This is a genomic window from Streptomyces sp. NPDC043908, assembly GCF_056435525.1.
In genome coordinates this window covers 151,052-173,940 of record NZ_JBWKEI010000010.1, presented here as the reverse complement: position 1 = coordinate 173,940, position 22,889 = coordinate 151,052, and the positions used below count along the sequence as shown (strand labels likewise).

Below are 22,889 nucleotides of genomic sequence, written 5' to 3'. Positions count from 1 at the left end.
GTGGAGCGCGGCGCGGCGCCCCACTCCCTCCCCCTCACCGGCCTACTTCCGGTAGCCCAGGACCGTCATCATCCCGGCCTCGGCGTGGTAGACGTTGTGGCAGTGGACCATCCACAGCCCCGGGTTGTCCGCGTCGAAGTCCACGGTCAGCGTCTTTCCCGGCAGGACGAGCGCGGTGTCCTTGCGGGCCCCGGCCGCGCCGCCCGCGCCGCCGGCCAACGCGAAGGTGTGGCCGTGCAGATGCACCGGGTGCCACATCGCGGTCGTATTGGCGAAGACCAGCCGCACCCGCTCGCCCGCGCGGACCGGATGCAGCGCGTCGGGCCGGTAGGGCCGTCCGTCGAAGCCCCAGTCGTACCTCGCCATCCCGCCGGTCAGCGTGAGCCTCACGGTCCGGTCCGGCGCCTTCGCGGGCAGCGCCACGGACGCGTCCGGCGCGAGCCGGTCGGCCGTGAGCAGCCGCCCGGTCAGCTCCTTGGGGCGTACGGAGGCGTCGGGTGCGGCGCCTCCGCCCGTGCGCAGCACCGCGAGCGCCGCCGCGTCCTTCCCCTCGGCCAGCGCCACCAGCGGGAACACCCCGTCGCCGGCCGTGACCAGCACGTCGTACCGCTCGCCCATGCCGATCAGCAGCGCGTCCGTCGGCGTGTGCCGCACGGGGAAGCCGTCCGTGTGGGTCACGGTCAGCTCGTGGCCGCCGAGCGCCACCCGGAAGGCGGTGTCACCGCCCGCGTTGACGATCCGCAGCCGGATGCGGTCGCCCGGCCGGGCCGTGAAGGAGGAAGGGGCCTGCGGGATACGGCCGTTGACGAGGTAGTACGGATACGCGACGTCGCCCGCGTCCCCGCCGAGCAGGGGGCTGGTGGCGCCCATGAGCATGCGGGAGGGGCCGGCGTGGGCCGTCGGGCGGGGTGACGGCGCCGCCGTCCCGGGCATGGCGTGACCGGAGTGGTCCATGCCGCCCATGCCGCCGGTGCCGCCTGTGCTGCCTGGGCCACCGGTGCTGTCCCCGCTGTCCCCGGGGGCGCCGCCCATCCCGGCGCGCAGCTCCGCGAGGACCGCGTCCGGGGTGGAGCCGTCCACCCCGTCCACCCAGTCGTCCAGGACCACGACCCACTCCCGGTCGTACCGCAGCGGCTCCTTCGGGTCCTCGACGATCAGCGGGGCGTAGAGCCCCCGGTCCTGCTGGACGCCCGCGTGGGGGTGGAACCAGTAGGTGCCGGGGTGGGTGACGGCGAACCGGTAGGCGAAGGACGCGCCCGGCGCGACGGGCCGCTGGGTCAGGCCCGGCACGCCGTCCATGTCGTTGCGCAGGGCGAGGCCGTGCCAGTGCAGCGAGGTCGGCTCGGGGAGGTGGTTGGCGAGGGTCAGCGCGAGCGTGTCACCCGCGGTGACCCGCACCTCCTGCCCCGGCAGCCGGTCGCCGTACGCCCAGGACCGGACGGCAGGGCCGCCCAGGTCGAGCGGGGTCGCGGTGGCGGTGAGCCGGACGTCGCGGACGCGCCCGGAGCCGCGCCGGGCCTCGGCGGCGACGACCTCGGGCCCGGCCGGGTCGACGAAGCCGCCGGGGGCGGCCGACGGCCCGGTGCCGTGGCCCGCGCCGTGGTCCATGCCGTCCATGGAGCCGGATCCCGAGCAGGCGGCGAGCAGGGCGCCGCCCGCGACGGCGGTGGTGGCGCCGAGCACGGCGCGTCGGGTGGGGTGTGCGGACATGACGGGGTGCACCTCGTGGTGTGGGTGTGCGAACGGGTAGGGGCGCGTCTCCTGCTCCGCGCGCTCCTACTGGCGCAGTACCGACAAGGCGGCGACGGAACTCCCGTACGGGGGAGGGGGGTCGGGCCACAGGGGGCGCGGGATCCGGCCGCGTGCGACGGCCGCGCCGGTCGTCCGCCCGCGCGCCGACACCAGCCGTGCGGCGAGCAGGGCGAGGCCCCACACGCCGAGAACGGCGAGACACACGGACCCCGGGTCCATGCCGGGCAGGTGGTGGCGGGGGTGCGGGGTGGCGGCGGCGGGGCGCTCCCCGTGCGCCGCGTGAGGGGTCCCGCCGGCCACCGCGGAGTGCTCCACGACCGCCATCGGGAGCGAGGCCATCGAGGGAGGAGCCGACGAGACCATCGGGTGAGAGGCCATGGAGGCGGAGGCCACGGAGGCGGAGACCACCGAGGGGGAGGTCATCGAGACGGAGGCCATCGAGGGGGAGTGCTCCGCCGGATGCCCGACCGTGTGCATCGTAAAGATGCCGAGGAGCAGCGCGGCGCAGAGCAGCACCTGCCCGTACGCCGTGGTCCTCCGCACGCTCCCCATGGACCGCACCTTACCCCCACCCGGTATACGCCGACGTGCGGGGCCGGGGCGCCCCGGTGAGCATGGCCCCATGAGGAGACGGCGATAAGTACCATCGGCGCCACCATGTCCCCAGTCGGTTCACGCGTCCGGCCCGCCGTGATCCTGCTGGCGCTCGGCGCGCTCTCGTACACCGCGTGGGTGCTCGAAGTGGTCCTGCACACCGGGCTCGACCCCGTCCAGACGTACGTGAGCGAACTCGCCGCGGCCGACCAGCCGCTCGGCGGACTCTTCCGGGCCACCGACCTGACGGCCGGGGTCCTGGTGCTGGCCGGGGCGGGGTGGGCGCTGTGCCGGGGAGACCGGCGAATCCTGTTGGTAGCCGGGTGGTCGGGACTCGTGCTGTTCGGCGCGGCGACCGTGGCCGACTCCCGGCTCCCGCTGAGCTGCGCGCCGACCGCCGACCCCGAGTGCGCGGCCCGTGAGACGGCCGGACTGGTCCCGGCCACGCACACCGCGCACACGGTGAGCAGCGGCCTCGCGATGACCGGCGCGCTGGTCGCCGTCGTGGCGCTCACGGTCGCCGCCCGCCGCTACGGGCGCTGGGCGCCGCTGGCCCGGTCCGGGCCGTTCCTGGTGGCGCTGGAACTGGCCGCCACGGTGTGGACGCTGGGGGCCGTCGCCGCGTTCGAGGCCGGGCGCGGCACCTGGTGGCTGGGGGCGGGGCAGCGGGCGCAGGTGCTGGTCGTGGCGGTGTGGCTGGGGGTGCTCGCGTACGCGGTCGCGCGCGAGAATCGGGTATGACCTTCGTACGGATCGACGGGGTGCCGCACCACGTGGTGGTGGCGGGGGACGGTCCGCCCGTGCTGCTCAGCGCGGGCCTGGGCATGGCCTGGTTCGACTGGGACGAGGTGGCCGCGCTGCTCGCCCCGCACCGCACGGTCGTCCGCTTCGACCGCCCCGGCCACGGCCTCTCCGGCTCGGTGCCCGCGCCCCCGACGGCCTCGGGGGAGGCCGACCGGATCGCGGCGGTGCTGGACGCGGTGGGGGTGGCCGGGCCGGTGACGGTGGTGGGCCACTCGATCGCGGGCTTCCACGCCGAGGCCTTCGCCCGGCTGCACCCGGACCGCACGGCCGCGCTGGTTTTGGTGGACTCCAGCGTGGAGCCGGACGTGCGGGTGCCGGTGGCGGCGGGGGCGCGGGTGGCGTCGGCGCGGGCGGCCGGGGCGGTGCTGGCGGCGTCCGGTATGCCGGCGGCGGTCGGCCCGCTGCTGCGGCGGGGGGCGGTGCGGCTGGCGCGGACGGGCGGGGGTGATCCGGCGGGGCGGGCGCTGGTGCGGGCGTGTTACCGAACGTCGCGGGTGTGGCGGGGCGTACTCCTGGAGAACGCCCGCTACCTCCACGTAGCCGCGGAACTCCTCACCCTCCGCGACCGCTTCCCGCTGCCCCCCGTCCCGGTGACGGTCCTGGCGGGCGGCGCGGGGGGCCCGCGGTGGCTGACGCGGCAGCGGGAGTTGGCGGATGTGCTGGGCGGGGGGCTGGTGGTGGTGGAGCGGGCGGGGCATCTGGTGATGCTGGATGCGCCGGGAACGGTGGCGGAGGGCGTGCTGCGCCCCTCCCCGCACCCCTGAGGGGTGGGGGCGCGCGCTGCGGCGTGGTGATCTGCGGGCCGGTGGGGCTTGCCCGCGCAGTTCCCCGCGCCCCTTTGAAGCTCGGGGCTGCGCCCCTGCGCGGTGTGGTGGGGTGATCTGCGGCCCGGTGGGGGCCGGCCGCGCAGTTCCCCGCGCCCCTTGAAGCTCGGGGCTGCGCCCCTTGCGCCGTGCTGTGTGGTGATCTGCGGGCCGGTGGAGGGTTGCTCGCGCAGTTCCCCGCGCCCCTCAAGGGGCCGGCGCGTTTGAAGGGGGAGGCCGGGGCGCAGCCCCAGGCCTCAGGGGCGCGGGGAACTGCGCGAGCACCCCCACCGGCCCGCAGGTGAGGACCGGGCCCGATCAGGGGCGCGGGGACCGTGCGGGCGGCCGTGGGCGGCTCGCCGGTAGTGCCCCCGCGCCCCGACCCGAACTACCGGCGGAAGCCGTATCCGTATCCGTATCCGTACGACGCCACATAACCCCGCGACGGCGTACCGACCCCCGTCACATCGTCATAGCCGCGCACCGCGTGCAGCGAACTGTCCGCCCCCAGCGTCCGCACCGACGTGGCGAGGCCACCCGACGCGTCGACCCCGTTGACGAAGTCCACCCGTGCCACCGCGAGGCCACGCGCACCCAGCGGGTGGTCCGTGACGTCGTGGTACAGGGGCGAGCCGTAGCGCGCGTAGATCGACGGGTTCGCGAACCCGATCGGGAAGTGCCGCGCCTGCTGCGCCAGCGCCTGCACACCCGCGATCACCGGCGCCGCCAGCGACGTACCACCGATGCGGTACTCGTCGTACCGCACCGACGCGTCCGGGAACGTCTGCGTCTGGCCGACCAGGAACCCCGTGTTGGGGTCCGCGACCGCCGCGATGTCCGGGACCGTGCGCATCCGCGCCGCCCCGTTCGCCCTGGCGAGCGCGTCGGGCACGACGCCCCGCTGGTAGAACGGCTGCTTCACGGTCGAGCTGGTGCCGCCGCCCGCACCGGAGGTGTACGCCCCGGGGAAGTCCGTCCAGCTCTTGCCGTCGGCCGACAGGGTGGACTTCAGCGTGCCCCAGCCCGTCTCGAACTTGTACGTGTCGCCCTTGCCGACCGCCAGCGAGGTGCCGCCCACCGCCGTCACCCACGCCGAGTTGGCCGGGGTGTCGACCTGCTTCTTGCCGGTGTTGGCGACCTCGTCGCCGTCGTCGCCGGAGGAGAAGTAGAAGCCGATGCCCTCGACCGCGCCCAGCTTGAACGTCTGGTCGTAGGCCGCGGCCACGTCCGGCGTCTCGTTGGCCTCGATGTCGCCCCACGAGTTGGAGACGATGTCGGCGAGACGGTGATCGACGATCTTGTTGAGGGCGTCGAGCAGATCCGGGTCGTTGCAGGACGCGCCCGCCACGTACACGATGTCCGCGTCCGGCGCGACCGCGTGCACGGCCTCGACGTCCAGCGACTCCTCGCCGTACCAGCCGGCCGCGTCGCACGCCTCCACGCTGTTGTAGTCGGCGGGCTTCACCTCGCGGTACTGACCGCGCCTGTACGCCTTGTCGCCGTTGCGCAGCGCGTACCGCTGGGCGTCCTTCGCCATCGTCGGCGAGGCGTACGCGTCGGTGATCGCGACCGTCACGCCCTTGCCGGTGTAGCGGCCCGCGCCGTACGCCGCGCGCAGCTGCTTGCCGGTGTACCCCTTGACCGCGTACGGGACCTTCGTGCCGTACGCGTCCGGCAGGGTGGTCGCGATGTTCGAGCCGTAGTACGTCGAGAACGGCCCGGAGTTCTTGAAGGCGGGGCCGGGCCCGGGCAGCGTCTCGTGGTGCGTCGCCTTGTGCGGGGCGTTGTCCAGGCCCGTCACGGTGAGCACCGCGCGGGCCAGCGCGCCCGGCGCGGAGGCGGTCTTCACCGGGGCGCGGTAGGTGCGGGCGCCCTTGCGGTAGTTGTGCAGCTCGGTGGCGAACGCCTTCTCGGCCGCGGCGACGTCACCGGAGACCGAGACGTAGTGCTGGTTGGTGCCCGTGACGGTCAGCCCGGCCGACTTCAGCCAGCCGGTGACCGCCGCGACCTGCTCCTCGGTCGCCCCGAAGCGCTGCTGCGTCTGCGCGGCGCTCAGGTACTTCCCGTACGACGGCGAGTGCGGGTCCGACACGGCCGCGGCGTACGCGGCGAGCCCCTCGGCGTCGCGGCCGGCGAGGTAGACCCGCGCGTCGACCTTGTTCGTGTCCGCCGTGGCGCCCTGGTCGGCGGCGCCGGTGGCCCACGCGGGCTTGGTGCCCGTGAGGGCGGCCCGCCCGGACGGCACGGGGTCCGCCGCGTGGGCGGACGGTATGCCGAGAGCGAGCGCGCCGGCGAGCAGAGGCAGTGTCGCTGCCATGCTCACGGCACGCCGCCTGGTGCGGCTTGTTCTCAATGTGACCCCCTGCATGAGGCTCTTCACCTGGGAGGCATGCGCAACTTGATCTGCACATGCACAGCGTCACTCTGGTGAGGAACGGTTCATGCCGGGGACATGCGAAGCCCAAGAGAAACCCAAGTCCCGCCACGGTGGCGGGACTTGGGTCCTTTTGGTGGCGCAAATGCCGACTCGGACGGTTTGCGTACGCCGCCAGGCCCGGAGCCGCTCACCGCGTTACGTACGCGGTGCGGCCCCCCGCGCCTTCAGCATCTGCGCCATCAGGTCGATCTCGGACCGCTGGGAGTCGACCATGCCCTGCGCCAGGGCGCGCTCCACCTCGGTCGTACACCGCTGGGCGCACCCCTGGGCCATGTGGACACCGCCCTTGTGGTGCTCGGTCATCAGCCGGAGGTAGAGGACCTCCGCCTGCCTGCCGTCGGCGGCGCGCAGCCGGTCGAGCTCGGTGTTGGTCGCCATGCCGGGCATCAGCGCGCCGTCCGCGCCCGGCTCGGCGCCCATGCCCATCCAGGCCATCGGCAGCCGCTCCGGCTCCGTCTTCGGCAGCCCCCACAGATCCAGCCAGCCGAGCAGCATGCCGCGCTGGTTGGCCTGGGTGTTGGCGATGTCGTAGGCGAGCCGGCGGACCTCCTCGTCCTTCGTGCGGTCGCGCACGATGAACGACATCTCCACCGCCTGCTGGTGGTGGACGGCCATGTCACGGGCGAACCCGGCGTCCGCCGAGGCCGCCACGGGGGTGTGCGCGGCGGGCCCGGAGTCCCCGCCGGTGGCGCTCGCGACCGTGGCCACGGTCGCGAACACCAGGGCCGCCACGACCGCCGCGAGCGACGCCCAGTAGGCGCGGTTCACTTCTGGTCCAGCCCGCCCGTGCAGGCCGCGCCCGGCTCAGGGGTCTGCGGGCCCTGCACGTACTTGGCGAAGAACTGGTTGACCCGCGGGTCGTCCGCGCTGGTCACCGTGACCTGCTTGCCCCAGGCGCTGAGCATGATCGAGCCGGACTGGGCCTTGTACGGGCTCATCAGCGAGTACGGCGTCTTGGAGACCTTGTCGGAGAGCTTCTGCACATCGGCGGCGGGCGCCTTGTCGTTGTACGTCACCCACACCGCGCCGTGCTCCAGGGAGTGCACCGCGTTCATGTCCGGGACCGGCTTCTTGTAGACCTCGCCGCCGCAGTTCATCCAGACCTGGTCGTGGTCGCCGCCGACCGGGGGCTTCATCGGGTACGACACCGTCTTGGTGACGTGGTTGCGGGTGAGCTTCTTGGCGTCCCAGTCCTTCTCGCCCGCGATGGTCGCCTTGGCGTCGGCGGCCTTCTGCGCCTGCTGCTTGTCCTTGTCGTCGGACTCCTTGTTCAGCAGGTACGCGCCGACACCGACGAGCCCGGCCACGATCGCCACGGACGCCGTGATGGCGACGATCTTGTTGCGCCGCTCGCGGGCCTGCTCGGCGCGGCGCATCTCGGCTATGCGCGCCTGGCGCGAGTTCTTGGATTCCTTGGTGGCCATGGTGGCTCAAGTCCTTCTGGTGAGGGAGAGGTCGGGGAGGTTCCGCGGACCCCGCGGGGTCCGGTGCCGCTTCGGGGCGCGGCCGGGACGGCCGGGCCCGCCGTGCGCGCTCAGGACCTCAGCACCTGAAGGACGTGGAGATCGGGGGCCCGGGGCCGGGCCCCGCCGCGTACCGGCGCCCCCGGGGGAAGGACCGTCGCGGCCCGTACGGTGTGGGCGCCCCCCGGCGCCGGGGCGTCGAGCGGCGGCGGAGCCGTGAGGACGGCCGGGTCGGCGTGCGGGAAGAGCCCGCAGTCGCCGCGGTCGTCCGGACAGCTGTACTGCGCCGCCCCGCCCGCCACCAGGGCGTGGTGGGCCCGGGGAGCGGCCGCGTCCGGGCTCGCGCCGCCGCCGGCGGTCAGGCACAGGAAGAGCGCGGCGAGGAGCGTCGCCATGGCGCTCACCAGCGCCATGGGACGTGTGATGCGAAGGCCTCGCACTCGCACTCCCCCCATAGGCGCAGATGCTAGGCGAGGAAGCGCGGCGGACGGCAGGGCGGGGTCGGCCAAGATCCGGCCACCGGGCCGGAACCGGTCCACGGGGGCCGGGCGCCGACCCGGGCGCCCCGGGTCGGCGCCCGGGGCGGACCCCGCCCGTACTCGTGCGGGTGAACGGGCCCGTACCCGGGCAGCCGTGAGAGGCCGTCGCCGGAACGTTTCCGCGGGGGGCGGACGACGCGAGTCCCCCACGGTCTCGCCCCGCGCGGCACCCGGTGCGAGGGTGGGGAGGCGACATGCGGCAGCCGATTCCGGGTGCGTAATGTGTCGGTAATCCCGGGCCCTGATACTGATGTCTCCCCCTCATGCCCGGGCGGTGGTGCACAGACCGTCTGAACTGCAAGGATGTGGCTATGGACAAGCAGCAGGAGTTCGTGCTCCGCACTCTCGAAGAGCGTGACATCCGGTTCGTGCGCCTGTGGTTCACCGATGTGCTCGGCTTCCTGAAGTCGGTCGCGGTGGCCCCCGCCGAGCTGGAGCAGGCGTTCGACGAGGGCATCGGCTTCGACGGCTCGGCCATCGAGGGCTTCGCCCGGGTGTACGAGTCCGACATGATCGCCAAGCCGGACCCCAGCACGTTCCAGATCCTGCCGTGGCGCGCCGAGGCCCCGGGCACCGCGCGGATGTTCTGCGACATCCTGATGCCCGACGGCTCCCCGTCCTTCGCGGACCCGCGCTTCGTCCTCAAGCGCATCCTCGCCAAGACCTCGGACCTGGGCTTCACCTTCTACACCCACCCCGAGATCGAGTTCTTCCTGCTGAAGGACAAGCCGCTGGACGGCACCCGCCCGGTGCCCGCCGACAACTCCGGCTACTTCGACCACACCCCGCAGAACGTCGGCATGGACTTCCGCCGCCAGGCGATCACCATGCTGGAGTCGATGGGCATCTCGGTCGAGTTCAGCCACCACGAGGGCGCTCCGGGCCAGCAGGAGATCGACCTGCGGTACGCCGACGCCCTCTCCACGGCCGACAACATCATGACCTTCCGCCTGGTGATGAAGCAGGTGGCGCTGGAGCAGGGGGTGCAGGCGACCTTCATGCCCAAGCCCTTCTCGGAGTTCCCCGGCTCCGGCATGCACACCCACCTCTCCCTCTTCGAGGGCGACCGCAACGCGTTCTACGAGTCGGGCGCCGAGTACCAGCTCTCCAAGGTCGGCCGCTCCTTCATCGCGGGCCTGCTCAAGCACGCCGCCGAGATCTCGGCCGTCACCAACCAGTGGGTCAACTCCTACAAGCGCATCTGGGGCGGCTCCGAGCGCACGGCGGGCGCGGGCGGCGAGGCCCCTTCGTACATCTGCTGGGGCCACAACAACCGCTCCGCGCTGATCCGCGTCCCGATGTACAAGCCCGGCAAGACCGGCTCCGCCCGCGTCGAGGTCCGCTCCCTGGACTCCGGCTGCAACCCCTACCTGGCGTACTCCCTGCTCCTCGCGGCGGGCCTGAAGGGCATCGAGGAGGGCTACGAGCTCCCGGCGGGCGCCGACGACGACGTCTGGGCCCTGTCGGACTCCGAGCGCCGCGCGATGGGCATCGAGCCGCTGCCGCAGAACCTGGGCGAGGCGATCTCCCTGATGGAACGCAGCGAACTGGTCGCCGAGACGCTCGGCGAGCACGTCTTCGACTTCTTCCTGCGCAACAAGAAGCAGGAGTGGGAGGAGTACCGCTCCGAGGTCACCGCGTTCGAGCTGCGGAAGAATCTGCCGGTGCTGTAGGCGCAGGTCAGCGTACTTTTCCTGCCGAACGGCGAGTGGGGCCCACGGTCGATGACCGCGGGCCCCACTCCCGTCTCACGAGCCCTGGGCCGTCTGTGGGCCGTCCGGCGCGGAACCGGTGCCCTCGTACAGGCTGTCCACGGCGCTCCGGGTCCGCCCCTCACTGCTCGGTAGCAGGTGGGTGTAGACCCGGAGGGTGAACCCCGGGTCCGTGTGCCCCAGGTATGTGCTGAGCGCTTTGATGTGCTCCCCAGCATCCAGGAGCACCGACGCGTAAAAGTGCCTGAGCGCGTGCATGCCGTGCTCGCGTGCCGCTTGGTGGCGCTCGCCCCGCTGGGGCTGGGGAATGACTCCGGCCGCGACGAGAGCGGGCTTCCAGTAGCGCGTGTTGAAGTCCGTTCGGCGTACGGCCCCGTCACCGGCCGGCCGGGCGAACAGCAGCCGCTTGGTCTTCGGCTCACCGTCCGGCCTTAACCAAGGCAACGTGACCTCAATCGGCGGATGCGCCTCCATGTGCTGTTTGAGGACGTGGGCCACCCGATCAGGCAACGGCACGTCCCGCTCCTTATCGCGCTTGGGCGGGGCGAACACGAGTTTCCCGCCAGCGACCTTCACTTGATAGGCGACGTGCAGCCAGCCGGTGTCAAAGCCGATTTCGTCGACGGGGAGCCCGAAGATTTCACCTTGCCGCAAGCCACAGCCGCCTCCGAGGTCGACGGCCGCCTGGTACTGGGACGGGAGCGCTGCACGCACCGCGAACGTGCGCTGGGCCGTCCAGGGGACGACACGTCGATTGTTGGGCGACGGTGCACGTACGGTGCTGGCCTTGCACGGATTCCGGTGCAGATAGTCGTCCTCCACGGCCGCACTGAAGATGGCCGACACGCTCGCGAAAATGACGCGCCGGTACGACGAAGCGGGCACCGCGCGCTCCAGCTCGCTAAGCCAGTCCCGGATGTGCTCCGGCTTGAACGATCCGAGCGGGCGCGGGCCCATGTACGGGATCGCGTGCCGCCGGATCTGTACGTCCACGGAGTCCCGCGTCGTGATGTCCGTGGTCTGGGAGCAGAGCCACTTTTCCGCGTACTGGCGGAACGTGGTCCGGCTCGCATCTGGATCGATGTACCGGCCGCTGTCCATGTCGGACTCGATTTTGGTGAGCCACTTCTCAGCGAGCCGCTTCTGTCCGTCGGGGTAGCTCTTGGACTTCTCTGTCCCGTCTGGGCCGATGTAGCGGGCCCGGTACCTCTTGCCGGTGCCGTAGCGCTCGCTCCGGACGCGGTGAGGCTTGCCGTGGGCGTCGGTCTCGGTCTTGTACCAGCGGTCTTGGATGTGGCCTGCCATGGGGCGGCGTTCCCTTCTGGGCATGGCGAAGGGAGGGCCACGACGTGGCCCTCCCTGGGGGCATTGCGGGGTCCGGCCGAGTCAGGCGGCGGACCGGTCGACGCTCTTGCGTTCGCTGACGTAGGCGCGTACGTCAGCGGGGTCGTAGCGGAGGTGCTTGCCGATGCGGAAGCCGGGCGGACCGGTCCGCTTCTTTCGCCACTGATAGACCGTCTCGATGGGCACCTCGAAGATCTCGGCAATGTCCTCGGGCTTGAGGTACCGGTCGGGGAGACCGCCCCGGAGGATGGAGCGGGGGTCGGCCTCCGTGGGGGCGGGGAGTAAGGCCACTGCGTCCTCCACGGTTGGAGTCACATTGCTCTGAGTCGCGACTCATCGCGACTCAGAGCGGGTTGGCGGGGGCTTGAGTCGCGATGAGTCACGACTCAGGCAAATGTGGGTCGACCTGGTTGAGGGTGATCCCGTTGTAGGTGGCGACCTGTCGGCCGTACTGGTCACGAGGGCGTGTCCGGTTGAGCTGCGGGACGACCGAGAGCAGGTTGCGGCCGAAGACCTGCTTGGTGCCGGCGCGGACGCCGTTGTCCTCGGCCCAGTCGCGCCAGACGGCCCACAGAGTGTCCACAGGCACGCTGCACGTCGGCCCGGTGGTGCAGCGCTCCCGCAGGAACGCGGACGTGGGCGAGGCGGTGTCCTGCATGGTGGTGACCGCCTCACGGCTGGAGACGGGTTCCGTGATGCGCCTTTTGGTCTCCAGGCGGGCCAGTCCGTCAAGGGCCCAGTTGATGATGCCTGGCATCTCCGCGATGAGCTTGTCCGTGAGGGCGGGGTCTTCCTTGCCCAGCCACGAGACCGTCATGTTGAGCAGGATGAAACGGCGGGCGATGACCCCGGAGGAGTCCCCGAAGTGCGGCAGCTCGTTGGACAGAATCATCAGCCGGGTGGGCAGCTTCCCCGTCCAGGGCTGCCGGTACTTGCGGTCGATATCGATCGTGTCCTCACCAGAGATGGTGAGCAGCCGCTCCACGACCTGGCTGTTGTCGTTGCCGGACAGCCGGGCATCGGAGATCACCGCGAGCGGCTTGCCTACCAACGTGGACAGCCCGAAGTTCGTGCCGAGGCCAGCGAGGGTCGGACCAGCCAGGTTCTCCTTACCGACCAGCATCTTCAACACCCGGGCGATGGTCCCCTTGCCGGAGCGGGACGGGCCGACCATGAGCAGGATCTTCTGCTGGTCGGTCCGGCCGGACAAGACGTAGCCGAACCACTCCTGAAGAGCCGCGATGGCGTCCGAGGCGTCCGGCCAGATCTGTCCGAGGAATCGTTCCCAGGTCGGCGCGGTCGCCACGGGGTCGTAAGGGAAGGGCACAGAGACGAGGTTGAAGAAGCCGGGCCCATGGGGCAGTAGCGTTCGGTCCCGGATGCGCAGCAGCCCGTTCTGACACGCGACGATGGGGCCGTAGTCCCGCCCAGTGTCACCCTGGTCATCGATCCACGCTGGGGCGTCCGTGTCGGTCGGTAGGAGCGTGATGGCTCCCAGGGCGTCGAGCAGGTTGCCGATCTTCTGCTTCGTTGGTGCCCAGGCGTGCTCCTCGGGCTTCCCGTTCTTGCCTGGGGTGAGGTAGATGGCGTGTTCCAGGCGGGCGTACATGGCGGCGCGCACCTGCGCCTCGTCCAGCTCGCGCCAGCAGGTGCCGGTCCAGCGCATCCACGAGGCACGCCAGCGCCGACACACGAGGCTCTTGTCTGCGGTCTGCCAGTCCGGCAGGAGCCGCCGCGCGACCGCCAACGGGTTGGACGGGGAGGGCAGTTCCTCCAGGTCGTTCATGCCGCGTCCCTCCCTTCCTCGGGACGTTGGAGCGGGCAGCGCTCCCGGTGGGCTTCGTGGTCGGTGATCAGGGCCAGCACGCGCCGCTTGCCGACGGCGCTGCGGTCACGGCCGCAGTCGCAGCGCGACGTGGCCGTCGGGACCGCGCCCCGGGGCGCGACGATGTGAAGCATGGCGACTATGCGGCGCCCGTCGCTGGTGGGGTGCGGGTCAGGGCGACAGGCTGAAAGGACGCCCTGACGGGCGACGCCCTTCGGCTCGCCCACGGCCGCCGGGACAACCGGTTGAACGGCGGGGTGCAGCGGGCCTGGGGCGGGGGTGGGGCAATCCAGGGCGGGGGGAGTGGGGGTGCTCATGCGGCACTCCGGGGTGTGGCGTGGCTGATGACCCAGTCCAGGGCGCTGCGGATGGTGGTGCGGCACTCGGTCGGCGGCAGTCCCGTCGACTCTCCCGCCCCCTGGATTGCTTCCTCCACCACGTGCCGGGGGATGTCGCCCCACGCCACGAACCGGGCCACCTTGCATGCGCTCTTGTGCAGCGTGCTGTTACGCCCGTTCGGCCCGCCTTCGGAGGCAGCGGCGATGACCGCGCACTCACGCTCCAGCGCGGCCCGTGCCGCCCGCGTCCCGTCATACAGGTGAACCGGGACCGCGACCGGCCGGGACGCCTCCAAGAGCAGCGCGCACAGCCATGCAGGGAGTTCAGCAACAGGGGCGTTGTCGGTGACCGTGTAGGAGCCGTCGGGGGTGGTGCTGCCTGGGGCGACGACGTATCCGCCCCAGGCCCGGGTGTCGATGTGCGGTCCCAGCCGGTCGACGCTGCACTTCAGCCGGACGCCGGCGGGGGAGGTGAAGTAAAGGTGCACACCGCGGGCGGTCCGCACCCGGTAGGTAGTGGGGACGGCCTGCCCGGCGCGCTCGCAGAGCGCTTGCAATGAAGTGGCGCCGTCAGGCGCTCCTTTCGGCTCTCCGGGCTTGCGCGGGTCCAGGTCGAGGACCAGCAGTCCGGCGGGGCCGGTCGCGATGCCGACGTTGTAGGGACGGTGCGCCCACGCGGCCCGGATCAACTCTGGGTCGGTGGTCGCCCGTTCCTCCGGTGTCTGGTGCCTACCGGTGCACCGGCCGGTGCCGGGGCAGGAGCGCTCGGGGTGACCGGCCGGGCGCTTGCTGCCCGGGTGCAGGGGAATGACCGGCCAGCCCCGTGCGGCCGCTTCCAACGCGGCGTTCAGCAGGATCTCGTTCATGCGGCTGCCCTTCCTTCGAGGGCGAGGAACTGTGCGGCGATCCAGCGGGTGTACGCGGGGGGTACGGCCTTGCGAGCTTCGAGGTTGGTCATCCAGGTGCAGCCCATGGCGTCGGCGTAGGCACGCTCGCCCTTGTGCTCGAAGGCGAGCAGTCCTTTGCGATGCCAGCACGGGGGCACTAGGTCGCCGCCCCCGCCCCAGGACGTCTCGAAGACGCGGTGGCGGCGGACGTTGAGGCCGAACTGGGTCCCGCACAGCAGGTAGTCCGGACGCAGCAGTCCGGCTGTGGCGGTCTCGTGGACGTTCTCGATGACCCAAGGCCGTCCGGCGGCCTGCATGACCTGCCGCCCGGGGCCGATCAGGTCGGGGTGGGCGTCGGGGTTGCCGCGCCAGCGGGTGACGGTGGCATAGCGCTCGCACGGCCAGGAGCCGTGGACCAAGTCGTACTCGTGGCCGTGGCTGGCGCAGTACTCAAGGCCGTCGGCGTGGATGAACGGGAACGGGTAGTTCGGCATCGGTGAGATGTCCACGCCGGTGACGTCGAAGCCGGCCAGGTAGTAGCCCATGGAGAGGCCGCCCGCCCCGCAGCACAGGTCCAGCAGTCGCAGTCCGTTCGGGCGGCGCAGGGGCAGGGGCAGCACACGGTGACTCACGCCGCCACCTCCCACGCAGGGGCAAGGGCCGTGAGTGCTGCGCGGCCGATCCACTGGGTGTAGGCGGGCGGGATGCATTCGCGGATGCCGTCCCGGTTCATCCACGGCACCCGCAGGACGCGGCGGGCCAGGGCGACGCCGGAGAAGTTCCCGACGAACTGCCCGTAGTGGCCGGGCGGGACGGGGCGGCCCATCTTGGCCTGCGGCACCAGGTGCGCCGGGTGGTCGGGCTGCGTGAGGCACAAGCCGCCGCCGGTCTCGAAGAACCTGTGCCGGTAGACCTCCAGCCCGAACATCGTGCCGCACAGCATGACCGGGGCTTTCAGCTTGGGCACGGCACCGCGGACGTTCTCCAGTACCCATGGCAGACGTGACGATTCGAGAGCGGCGCGGGTGGGCGCGATCAGGTCGGGATGGGTGTTGCCCTGGATGCGCTGGCACTCGCTGTCGTACTGGCAGGGAGGGGAGGCGTGGATTACGTCGAATTCGCCTCCGTGAGCGCGGATGAACGCCACAGCTTCGGCCTGGATGAACCGGTAGGGATAGCGCGGCTGCGGGCGGATGTCGATGCCCGTCACGTCGAAGCCCGCTGCCTCGTATCCGGCGGCGGCACCGCCTTGGCAGCAGAACGCGTCCAAGAGCCGCGGTCGGCGTCGGATGTCAGTGGGGTGAGTCATGCTGGTTGTCTCCAGTTCTGCGACGGACTTGGAGGAGAGGGGCAGCCGCTTTCCCGTCCAAAGGCAGCGGCTGCCCCGGCTTGTGGACACCAGGGGAGGGTGCGATGACGACTGCGTGGGTGATGCTGTCTGTTGGCGACGAACGCCAGCACGGGGGAAACGACGGGTACGACGACAGCCCGCGGGAGCACTACAGCTGGGACGACACGGTCCCCAACCACGCCAAGGTCGCTGTCGGTGACGTCATAGCGCTGTGGGACAAGAAGGAGCTGGTCGGCTTCTCTGTCATCGAAGCGATAGACACGGCGACGGCGCAGAAGGCCGTGTACTCCTGCCCGGAGTGCGGCAAGGCCGACTTCAAGTTCCGCAAGACGCGCATCCCGCCTTGGCGGTGCAACAAGTGCGAGGCGTGCTTCGACCAGCCCGTTGAGAAGATCAAGACGGTGACGACCTACCGCTCACGCCATGGCCGGAACTGGCGCGACGGCCGCGGTCTGCTGACCGGTGCCCAGGTCAGGGCCCTGTGCGACTCGCCGAAGTCACAGCTGAGCATGCGGCCGGCTCGCTGGGAGAGGCTGCGGGAAGCTCTCGCGGCCAGCAAGAACCCGGACATCGCCGCCGCCATGGTGATCAGCGGTGAGTCCCAGAGGCGCAGGACGCGGCGTGGCCGGCTGGCCGGAGGGCACCGCATCGGCAAGACCCGTACCCGGGTGGGCCAGCAGGCGTTCAGGGAACGGCTGCTGGACGAGCAGGGAGAGAACTGTGCCTTCACCGGCCCCGCGCCCGCATGCGTTCTAGATGCCGCGCACCTGTACAGCTATGCCGACAGCGGCGAACACCACGAATTCGGCGGTCTGCTCCTGCGCCGCGACATTCACCGGCTCTTCGACCTGGGCCACATCACCGTGGACCCGGACATCGGCCAGCTGGACGTAATCGGCCTGGACGACTACCCCCTCTATGCGGGCCTCCACGGGGCGCCTGTGCTTGCTGATCTGCACGATGAGCACCGTGTCTGGCTCGACGCACACTGGGCCGAACACCGCGGCCAGGCCTGACCTGGCCACGGCCGCAGGACACTCAAGCAGCCGCTCTCCAGCTGTCCTTGACGTAGCTGGAGGCGGAGACCGGGGCCAATGCAGGTGCCCACGGTCACAGGACGGTGCTCACGTGCTCCTTTCTTCGCTGGCGGGGAGCTGGGGCAGGCCCGCGTCGATGAGCGCGGTCGGATTGAAGCCGGGCAGGCTCGCGCGGGTGATCAGCGCCGTGGCGAGCTGTTCGGCGTAGGCCGCGCCGGCACGGGCGGATTCGATCTGCGCCCCGGCCCGCAGCGCTTCGACCCGTTCAACGTGCGCGTGCTCCGCGCTCCGCTCGCCCATGTGCCGCTCGTGAGCGACGGTTGCACGGCGGTCGGTGCGCCAGTGGCGGGCGGCGATGCCGTACGCGGCCACCGTCGCCAGCACCCACAGCAGGAGGGGCAGGGACCAGCCGTCGGCGTATCCGGCGACCCCGGCCAGCGCGAGACCCCCAGAGGTGGCGAACGCGGTTCCGGCGATGACGCTGTCTCCGGCCCATCCGGTGGACGCGAAGGCCCCGGCGGCGCCGGATGCGGCGGTGAGGGCGACCATCAGCGCGGCGTTGCCGAGGGAGTGTTCGGCGCCGTTGGCGTTCCAGATCCGCCCCAGGATCAGCACTGTGGACGTGGCCACGGCGGGGGCGGCCTTGGGCGCGGCGAGGGTGAGCCAGTGGCGGGCCACGATGGGTTGGTTCACGACTGGCCTCCTAGAGGTTGCTGAGGGCTTGCACGACAGCGGTGGTCAGGTCGGTGACGGGCTGGGCGGCGCCGGTGGACGAGAGGTGGAAGCCGAACATGACAGCGATGAAGGCCGAGCCGTAGCCGAGGGTCTTGGAGCGGAGCAGGAAGAACAGAACCAGCCCGAACAGGGCCACGAGCGAGACGGTGATGGCCATGGGTCATCCCTTCGGTAACGGCTTGGTGGGCGTGCTCGCGGGCGCGGTGGTGCCCTGGCGGTAGGTGCGGGCCCACAGGTTGTAGAGGTGGCGCCCGAGGCGTATGCGAATGCCGTGGCCGTCGCAGCGTCGGCAGTGCTTGCCGCGCTTCATACGGCCTTTGCGGTCGGTCTTCATCGCGAAGCCGAAGCCGCGGCACTTACGGCACCGGCCGAACGGCGAGGCGGCACACACCGCGGCGTAACACACCGTGATGATGGCGAGCAGGGAGATAGTGAGCAGGGCAGAGGGCATGACGGGCCCTTCCAGACGTGGTTGAGGGGTTTACGCAGGCAGGCCGCTATCCGTTAGCGGCCTGATCAGGGCGTTGCTGGGGTGCTAGCGGAGCCGCTATCGATAGCGGGGTCTCCTGCTATCGATAGCGGCTCCGGACCGTCAGCCCGCGTCCCGCTTTCCGTCACGCTCCGCGATCGCAGCGACGATGTGGGAGCGGTCGATGCCTCGCTTGTTGGTGAACTTGCCTTCGATCCGCCGACCCACTTGCACGGTGGTGACGCCGTGCGGCTTCAGCGCCACAGCGAGCCCCTCGGGGTCCCAGCCCTCATACACCTCGGGGCGCAGCTCAGCAAGGCGTGCCACAACGGTCTCCGACCACGCCTTGGGCTCACCGGCCGGGACGACGGCGAGGATGTCGGCCAGCAGGTCATACGCCGCGCCGTCTTCGGCTTCCGGCTCCTGTCCCAGCGCGTGACCGGACAGGGTGCCGGCGGCTTCCCGGAGCTTGCGGGCGCGCGCGGCGATGCTCTCCGCGTGCGGAGCGTCCACGTACACCGAGCCGACGATGCGGGCATCCGCACCCTCACCAACGAAGTAGTGGATGCCCTTGTCGCCCCAGGAGAACATGGTGGCGCGCACGCCCCGCTTGTAGGCGGAGGTACCCAGCACCATGTCGTTTTCCAACTGGCCCATGACCTTCAGGCAGAACCGGGCCGAGGCGTTCGCGGAGATGCCCGTCGGCAGGGCTTTGGCGTCCGGGCGCTGGGTGGCGAGCAGCAGCACGATCCCGGTGGCCGGGCCGCGCTTGACGAGGTCGGTGCAGATCTCTTCGAGTTCCTTGCCGTACTTGTCGTGCTCGAACCAGACCTGGCACTCATCCACCCCGACCACGATCGGGTGCAGCCCCAGTGACTTCTTGTTCGCCAGCTCGGACGTCACCTTGGATTCGGGGCAGATGTCCCGCGGCAGGGAGCGGATCATCTTCGCCCGGCGGCGCAGTTCCTCGCGCAGTGCCCGCAGGTCCCGCACCGCGTAGGCGATGTCCTCTTCCTCGTCGCCCGCGCGGTGGCGGTGGGCGACGCGCTCGCCGACCGGGTCCAGGTCGCCGGTGCCCTTCAGGTCGTAGGTGTGCAGCTCGGCCCGCGGATCGAGTGCGGCGATGAGCAGCAACAGCCGCAGGAGGAAGGTCTTGCCCATGCGGGGGATCGCGCCGATGACGGCGGCGATGTACATGAGGGTGATCTCGACCCAGCGCCCGCGCTGGTCGGTGCCGAACGCGACCGGCTTGAACAGGTCCGTGCTGCCCGCCTTCAGCAGCGGCCAGACGGGCTTCTTCGCCTTGGACATGTCCTGGTCCCCGACCCACAGCACCAGGTGCCCGGTGTGCTGGTCCGGCACAGCTTCGGGCCACACGCACCCCAGCGGGCGGCGCAGACCCGAGGCGAGGCGTTCGCGCCGCTCGATGATGTCCGTCACGGTCACGCCGTAGGGAAGGTTGCCCTCCGCCCGCCAGCCGGGGCCGTCCCGGGTGATGGGGGCGGTGAACTCGAACCCGTCACGGCCCTTGCCCTGCGCCTGATTGATCGCAGGGATACCAAGGGAGCCGAGCGCCCGCAGCACGATGTCCGAGGTGAGCTTGACCGCCTTCGGCATCTCTACCGCCCGGTGGATGACCGGGTCATCCGCCTTACGGCCGACCATCCCGAGCGCCATCACGACCGCGCCGACGGAGACGGCCTGAAGCCACGCGGGCGCCAGCACATACAGGGCGAGCGCCAGGGCGAGCCCGATGAAGAGGGCGAGGACGGAGACGAGGGTGCGTAGGCGAACCCGGCCGTCGCGCTGGCGCGACAGCTTCAGGTACTCGCCCGCATCCTCACGCCGTACCGCGGCGAGCCGGACCGCTTCACCTTCGCGGTCGGCCACCCATCGCATGCTGCCGCCGATGAACTTCGCGGCACCGGCCGGTGCTTGGAGCGCGAGCCGGGCGGTGTAGACCGGGGTGCGCAGCGCGTGGTAGCCCACGGAGTGCGCGTAGTGGCGCGCCACCCAGGCCGCGGCGGTCTTCAGCTCCGCCGTCGACTTCAGCCACGCCGGAACGACCGGACGGCGCTGCGCTGCCAGCAGCCGACCGAGGTAACCCGGTCCGGTCACAGTCGGGGTCGGCTGGTCGACCATCACGCGCTCGTCCGGGTCGGCCGATCCGGGTAACGGCGCGACGTCGGGGACGTCCTCGGCCGCGTGCATCGAGTCGGGGTCGGGGCGTGCGTTCGGGTCGGTCGGCTCGCCGCGGGCCGACCGCGCCTTGTCGAGGTCGAGCACGTCGCCCCCGGAGGTGGCGCTCATCTCCGCTTCGAGTCGGTTGAACAGTTCGTTGTCGTCGTCGGGATGCTTCACTGAGGGGTCCTTCCGAAAGGGAGGGATGAGCGGGCCCGTCCGGCGCTGTGGAAGGTGAGCGGCCGGGCCCGCGGTTCAGATCGTCGGCCCCCAAAAGGGGCCCAGCTATCACGGCCTTGTGACAGCTCAGGCCACGCCTTGACCCTCGGGGTAGGCGCAGGTCACGCACATGCCGAGCGAGCGCGGGATGCAGTAGTCCGCGACCGTGCCGCAGGCGGGGCAGGTGCGGCGGGCGAGCATCGCCAGCGCGAGCGCACCCCATTTGCGCGACGTCATCGGCCGCACCGGCAACGCCCGGTCAACGCGGTACAGGTACGCCACGCTCACCCCCGCCTTACGGCGGCACGAGACTCGCATGACCTGCGCGGCCACCGGCTGACCGCCGGGGCGTAAGCCCTGGGTGCGGAGCTGTCGGCGGGTGGCGTAGCCCTCCGGCGCAAAGCGCCACGGGAACGTCGGGATGCCGTAGCGGGCACCGGAGGGGTCGAAGCACTTGCCGAACGCGGCGGACATCAGGCGACCGCCTCAGAAGCGGCGCGCTCTGCACGCAGCGTGTCCCGCAGCGCGCGGGCGTTGGCCGGGGAGGTGTGCAGCGCCCGGCGGATGCCTTCAGCCGTCAGCTCCGCATCCGGCCAGTCGGCCACCAGCGCCCGCGCCTCGGTCAGGAGTTGCTCCGGGGTGCGGCGCGGCCGAGTCGACCGCGCCGACTGCGGAACACGGCCTGTCGCCCGGCGCGGCCGGATCGACTGCGCGGGCAGCGTCTGCCCGATCGGGGCGAGCACGGTCGAGGGGACGGGCTTGGACGGGATCATCGGCTTGAGGAAGCCGACCTGCACCGCCGCAGGAATCCGGGTCGGGTTGACAGGGGCGGGCGCCGGGCCCGATTCGGGCAGGCCAGCCGTAGACCGCTTTACAGTGGTCTCAGACGGTTCATCCTCATTTGCGTCCGCCGGGGTGGGGGCGGTGAACATGGCTCCCAGCGCGGCATCGGCGCCGGCGGTAACTCGATCCCGCTGCACGTCCAGCAGCCGCGCTCCCAGGGCGTGGTCGCCGTGGCCGATCCTGCGGGCGAGCTTCCACGCGGTCCGCTCCGACTTCCCCCGCGCCTTCTCGTCGGGGTGGTTGGCGGCTACAGCCCGGTGATAGGCCAGCTGGCGTACCAGGGCGGCGGCGCGGGCTTCGGCTTCGGCGTCGCGGCCGTCGGTGTGGACCACGATCCGCCGGGCGAGGAACGCCATGCCTTCCGCCGACGCGCACATGCCCATCGGGGTCACGGCGTAGATGACGGTACGGCCCGCGTCCGGTGCCGCCATGGCGGCCATGGCGGATGCGGCGGCGGGCAGCGCCCACAGGCCGATCCGCACCGGCCACGGGGAGGACTGCCCCAGCATGGTCAGCCCGAGCAGCACCAACGCCAGTACCGCCGTGGCACCTTCACCGGCCGCCACCGCCCCCAGCGCCGTTCCGGACCCGTAGGCGTGACTGATGTTGCTGTACGTCCCCACACCACCGGCAGCTCCGGTGGCCACCATGGGCACGAACGCGACCCCGAGCACGATCTTCTGCGCCCGCGTCAACGGCGTACGGTCCGGGGCGCTCATGCGGCACCGCCCGGCAGGCTCACACCGGCCGCGCGGTTGAGCAGCGCGATCCGCGCGGCCAGCGCCCGGCGCCGGGCCCGGCGGATGCGGTGGGCGTCCAGCTCGGTCGGCGTGCGGTCCAGGGTCATGATGTGCGCGTCGAGCAGGTCGACGTCTGCGAGGATCACGGGCATTTCCCGCTCGATGGCGTCCAGTTCCGCATCCGTCGGCTCGATCCAGTCCGCGAACGCGGTAACAGCGTCCTGGACTGTGGCAATGTGGTTCATGAGTCGTCTCTCTCCCTAGCAGGTAGTCACGGCTCACAGCGGCCCCGGAGGTGCAACTCCGGGGCCGCGCGCCGTTGGATGGTCGGTTCAGACGGTGGCGATGATCAGGGCAGCGACCAGAAGCCACAGGTGGTGGAAGGACTGATCCAGCGCGTAGGCGCCGGTACCGAGGTGCGCGGCGGGCGCGCCGTTCGCGGTACTCGGGTGGGCGGGGTGGGCACCGGTACCGAGGCTGTAGAACTCGGCCTTACCGGCGACCCTGGCCAACCACGCCAACGTGCTGCGCCAATCCGCCCACCAGTGCGCCACCGCGTCCACACCCAGCCCGGCGACCATGCCGGGCACAGACAGACGCAGATCGAGCAGGAACGCGACGAGCAGGAGCAACGCGACCTTCGTGGCGGTCAGGGTGGCGACGTGCCGGGCGTCCGCGAGACGGCCGACCCACCCGGGACGGCCCTTGTCGGCCGACTGGCGGGAGGTCTGCACCCAGTGATCGCCCACGCTGTGCGCGACGTACAGGGCAACGAACACAGCGGCGAAGGTGACAGCGGCCTGAGAGCCCACCAGG

At 71.3% G+C, this 22,889-nt stretch carries 25 protein-coding genes; 4 read left to right on the top strand and 21 right to left on the bottom strand.

Going from position 1 to position 22,889, the window contains the following annotated elements:
- Positions 1-42 precede the first annotated feature (42 nt).
- Both AC069K_RS22665 and AC069K_RS22660 read right to left on the bottom strand, forming a co-directional pair.
- Positions 43-1,710 (bottom strand): multicopper oxidase family protein, encoded by a 1,668-nt coding sequence (locus tag AC069K_RS22665; protein WP_478619066.1) that lies wholly within the window; start codon positions 1,708-1,710, stop codon positions 43-45.
- 66 nt (positions 1,711-1,776) lie between these two features.
- Positions 1,777-2,304 carry a hypothetical protein gene (locus AC069K_RS22660; protein WP_478619063.1) on the bottom strand — a complete coding sequence of 176 codons (528 nt, stop codon included), beginning with the start codon at positions 2,302-2,304 and terminating at the stop codon, positions 1,777-1,779.
- Positions 2,305-2,409: 105 nt separating this feature from the next.
- Here AC069K_RS22660 and AC069K_RS22655 point away from each other — a divergent pair, with 105 nt between their 5' ends.
- Entirely contained in the window at positions 2,410-3,087 is a 678-nt protein-coding gene (locus AC069K_RS22655) for a DUF998 domain-containing protein (protein WP_365112522.1), read from the top strand.
- Positions 3,084-3,914 (top strand): alpha/beta fold hydrolase, encoded by an 831-nt coding sequence (locus tag AC069K_RS22650; RefSeq protein WP_478619059.1) that lies wholly within the window; start codon positions 3,084-3,086, stop codon positions 3,912-3,914. Before AC069K_RS22655 ends, AC069K_RS22650 begins: the two co-directional genes overlap by 4 nt.
- 427 nt (positions 3,915-4,341) lie before the next feature.
- On the opposite strand, the gene AC069K_RS22645 is transcribed toward AC069K_RS22650, so the two are convergent.
- The 4 genes from AC069K_RS22645 to AC069K_RS22630 form a co-directional block, all read right to left on the bottom strand.
- A complete protein-coding gene (locus tag AC069K_RS22645) occupies positions 4,342-6,270 on the bottom strand; it encodes a S53 family peptidase (protein ID WP_478619056.1) in 1,929 nt (642 codons plus the stop codon).
- A gap of 255 nt (positions 6,271-6,525) precedes the next feature.
- Positions 6,526-7,158: a DUF305 domain-containing protein gene (locus tag AC069K_RS22640; protein WP_358834603.1), complete on the bottom strand. Its 633-nt coding sequence runs from the start codon at positions 7,156-7,158 to the stop codon at positions 6,526-6,528.
- A complete protein-coding gene (locus AC069K_RS22635; protein WP_365112516.1) occupies positions 7,155-7,814 on the bottom strand; it encodes a DUF3105 domain-containing protein in 660 nt (219 codons plus the stop codon). The genes AC069K_RS22640 and AC069K_RS22635 overlap by 4 nt, the downstream gene beginning before the upstream one ends.
- A gap of 110 nt (positions 7,815-7,924) precedes the next feature.
- On the bottom strand, positions 7,925-8,266 hold the full coding sequence (locus tag AC069K_RS22630; RefSeq protein ID WP_365112514.1) for a hypothetical protein: 342 nt from the start codon (positions 8,264-8,266) through the stop codon (positions 7,925-7,927).
- A gap of 437 nt (positions 8,267-8,703) precedes the next feature.
- On the opposite strand from AC069K_RS22630, the gene AC069K_RS22625 reads away from it, so the two are divergent.
- Complete coding sequence (locus AC069K_RS22625; RefSeq protein ID WP_365112511.1) at positions 8,704-10,065, top strand: glutamine synthetase family protein; 1,362 nt, start codon at positions 8,704-8,706, stop codon at positions 10,063-10,065.
- Positions 10,066-10,140: 75 nt separating this feature from the next.
- Here AC069K_RS22625 and AC069K_RS22620 read toward each other — a convergent pair whose 3' ends face one another.
- The 7 genes from AC069K_RS22620 to AC069K_RS22590 form a co-directional block, all read right to left on the bottom strand.
- On the bottom strand, positions 10,141-11,409 hold the full coding sequence (locus AC069K_RS22620) for a tyrosine-type recombinase/integrase (RefSeq protein WP_478619049.1): 1,269 nt from the start codon (positions 11,407-11,409) through the stop codon (positions 10,141-10,143).
- Positions 11,410-11,490: 81 nt separating this feature from the next.
- Entirely contained in the window at positions 11,491-11,739 is a 249-nt protein-coding gene (locus AC069K_RS22615) for a helix-turn-helix domain-containing protein (RefSeq protein ID WP_478619046.1), read from the bottom strand.
- Between the two features lie 88 nt (positions 11,740-11,827).
- A complete protein-coding gene (locus tag AC069K_RS22610; protein WP_478619043.1) occupies positions 11,828-13,234 on the bottom strand; it encodes a DNA primase family protein in 1,407 nt (468 codons plus the stop codon).
- Entirely contained in the window at positions 13,231-13,407 is a 177-nt protein-coding gene (locus AC069K_RS22605; RefSeq protein ID WP_478619040.1) for a hypothetical protein, read from the bottom strand. The genes AC069K_RS22610 and AC069K_RS22605 overlap by 4 nt, the downstream gene beginning before the upstream one ends.
- A gap of 179 nt (positions 13,408-13,586) precedes the next feature.
- On the bottom strand, positions 13,587-14,477 hold the full coding sequence (locus tag AC069K_RS22600; RefSeq protein WP_478619037.1) for a bifunctional DNA primase/polymerase: 891 nt from the start codon (positions 14,475-14,477) through the stop codon (positions 13,587-13,589).
- Positions 14,474-15,130 carry a class I SAM-dependent methyltransferase gene (locus AC069K_RS22595; protein WP_478619034.1) on the bottom strand — a complete coding sequence of 219 codons (657 nt, stop codon included), beginning with the start codon at positions 15,128-15,130 and terminating at the stop codon, positions 14,474-14,476. The genes AC069K_RS22600 and AC069K_RS22595 overlap by 4 nt, the downstream gene beginning before the upstream one ends.
- Positions 15,127-15,807, bottom strand: coding sequence for an SAM-dependent methyltransferase (locus AC069K_RS22590; protein WP_478619031.1), 681 nt, complete (start codon positions 15,805-15,807; stop codon positions 15,127-15,129). Before AC069K_RS22590 ends, AC069K_RS22595 begins: the two co-directional genes overlap by 4 nt.
- 104 nt (positions 15,808-15,911) lie before the next feature.
- Between AC069K_RS22590 and AC069K_RS22585 the strand changes: the two genes are divergently transcribed.
- A complete protein-coding gene (locus AC069K_RS22585) occupies positions 15,912-16,865 on the top strand; it encodes an HNH endonuclease (protein WP_478619029.1) in 954 nt (317 codons plus the stop codon).
- 108 nt (positions 16,866-16,973) lie between these two features.
- Here the strand turns inward: AC069K_RS22585 and AC069K_RS22580 are convergent, their stop codons facing one another.
- The 8 genes from AC069K_RS22580 to AC069K_RS22545 form a co-directional block, all read right to left on the bottom strand.
- Complete coding sequence (locus tag AC069K_RS22580) at positions 16,974-17,579, bottom strand: hypothetical protein (protein ID WP_478619026.1); 606 nt, start codon at positions 17,577-17,579, stop codon at positions 16,974-16,976.
- Positions 17,580-17,589: 10 nt separating this feature from the next.
- Positions 17,590-17,778 carry a hypothetical protein gene (locus tag AC069K_RS22575; RefSeq protein WP_478619023.1) on the bottom strand — a complete coding sequence of 63 codons (189 nt, stop codon included), beginning with the start codon at positions 17,776-17,778 and terminating at the stop codon, positions 17,590-17,592.
- A 3-nt stretch (positions 17,779-17,781) separates the two neighbouring features.
- Positions 17,782-18,072, bottom strand: coding sequence for a hypothetical protein (locus AC069K_RS22570; RefSeq protein ID WP_478619021.1), 291 nt, complete (start codon positions 18,070-18,072; stop codon positions 17,782-17,784).
- A 141-nt stretch (positions 18,073-18,213) separates the two neighbouring features.
- Positions 18,214-20,451 (bottom strand): cell division protein FtsK, encoded by a 2,238-nt coding sequence (locus tag AC069K_RS22565; protein WP_478619018.1) that lies wholly within the window; start codon positions 20,449-20,451, stop codon positions 18,214-18,216.
- A 126-nt stretch (positions 20,452-20,577) separates the two neighbouring features.
- Positions 20,578-20,964, bottom strand: a complete 387-nt coding sequence (locus AC069K_RS22560; RefSeq protein ID WP_478619015.1) for an RRQRL motif-containing zinc-binding protein — start codon at positions 20,962-20,964, stop codon at positions 20,578-20,580.
- Positions 20,964-22,052, bottom strand: a complete 1,089-nt coding sequence (locus AC069K_RS22555; protein WP_478619012.1) for a conjugal transfer protein — start codon at positions 22,050-22,052, stop codon at positions 20,964-20,966. The genes AC069K_RS22560 and AC069K_RS22555 overlap by 1 nt, the downstream gene beginning before the upstream one ends.
- On the bottom strand, positions 22,049-22,318 hold the full coding sequence (locus AC069K_RS22550) for a DUF6284 family protein (protein ID WP_478619009.1): 270 nt from the start codon (positions 22,316-22,318) through the stop codon (positions 22,049-22,051). Before AC069K_RS22550 ends, AC069K_RS22555 begins: the two co-directional genes overlap by 4 nt.
- 87 nt (positions 22,319-22,405) lie before the next feature.
- A complete protein-coding gene (locus AC069K_RS22545) occupies positions 22,406-22,852 on the bottom strand; it encodes a transcriptional regulator (protein WP_478619006.1) in 447 nt (148 codons plus the stop codon).
- Positions 22,853-22,889 lie beyond the last annotated feature (37 nt).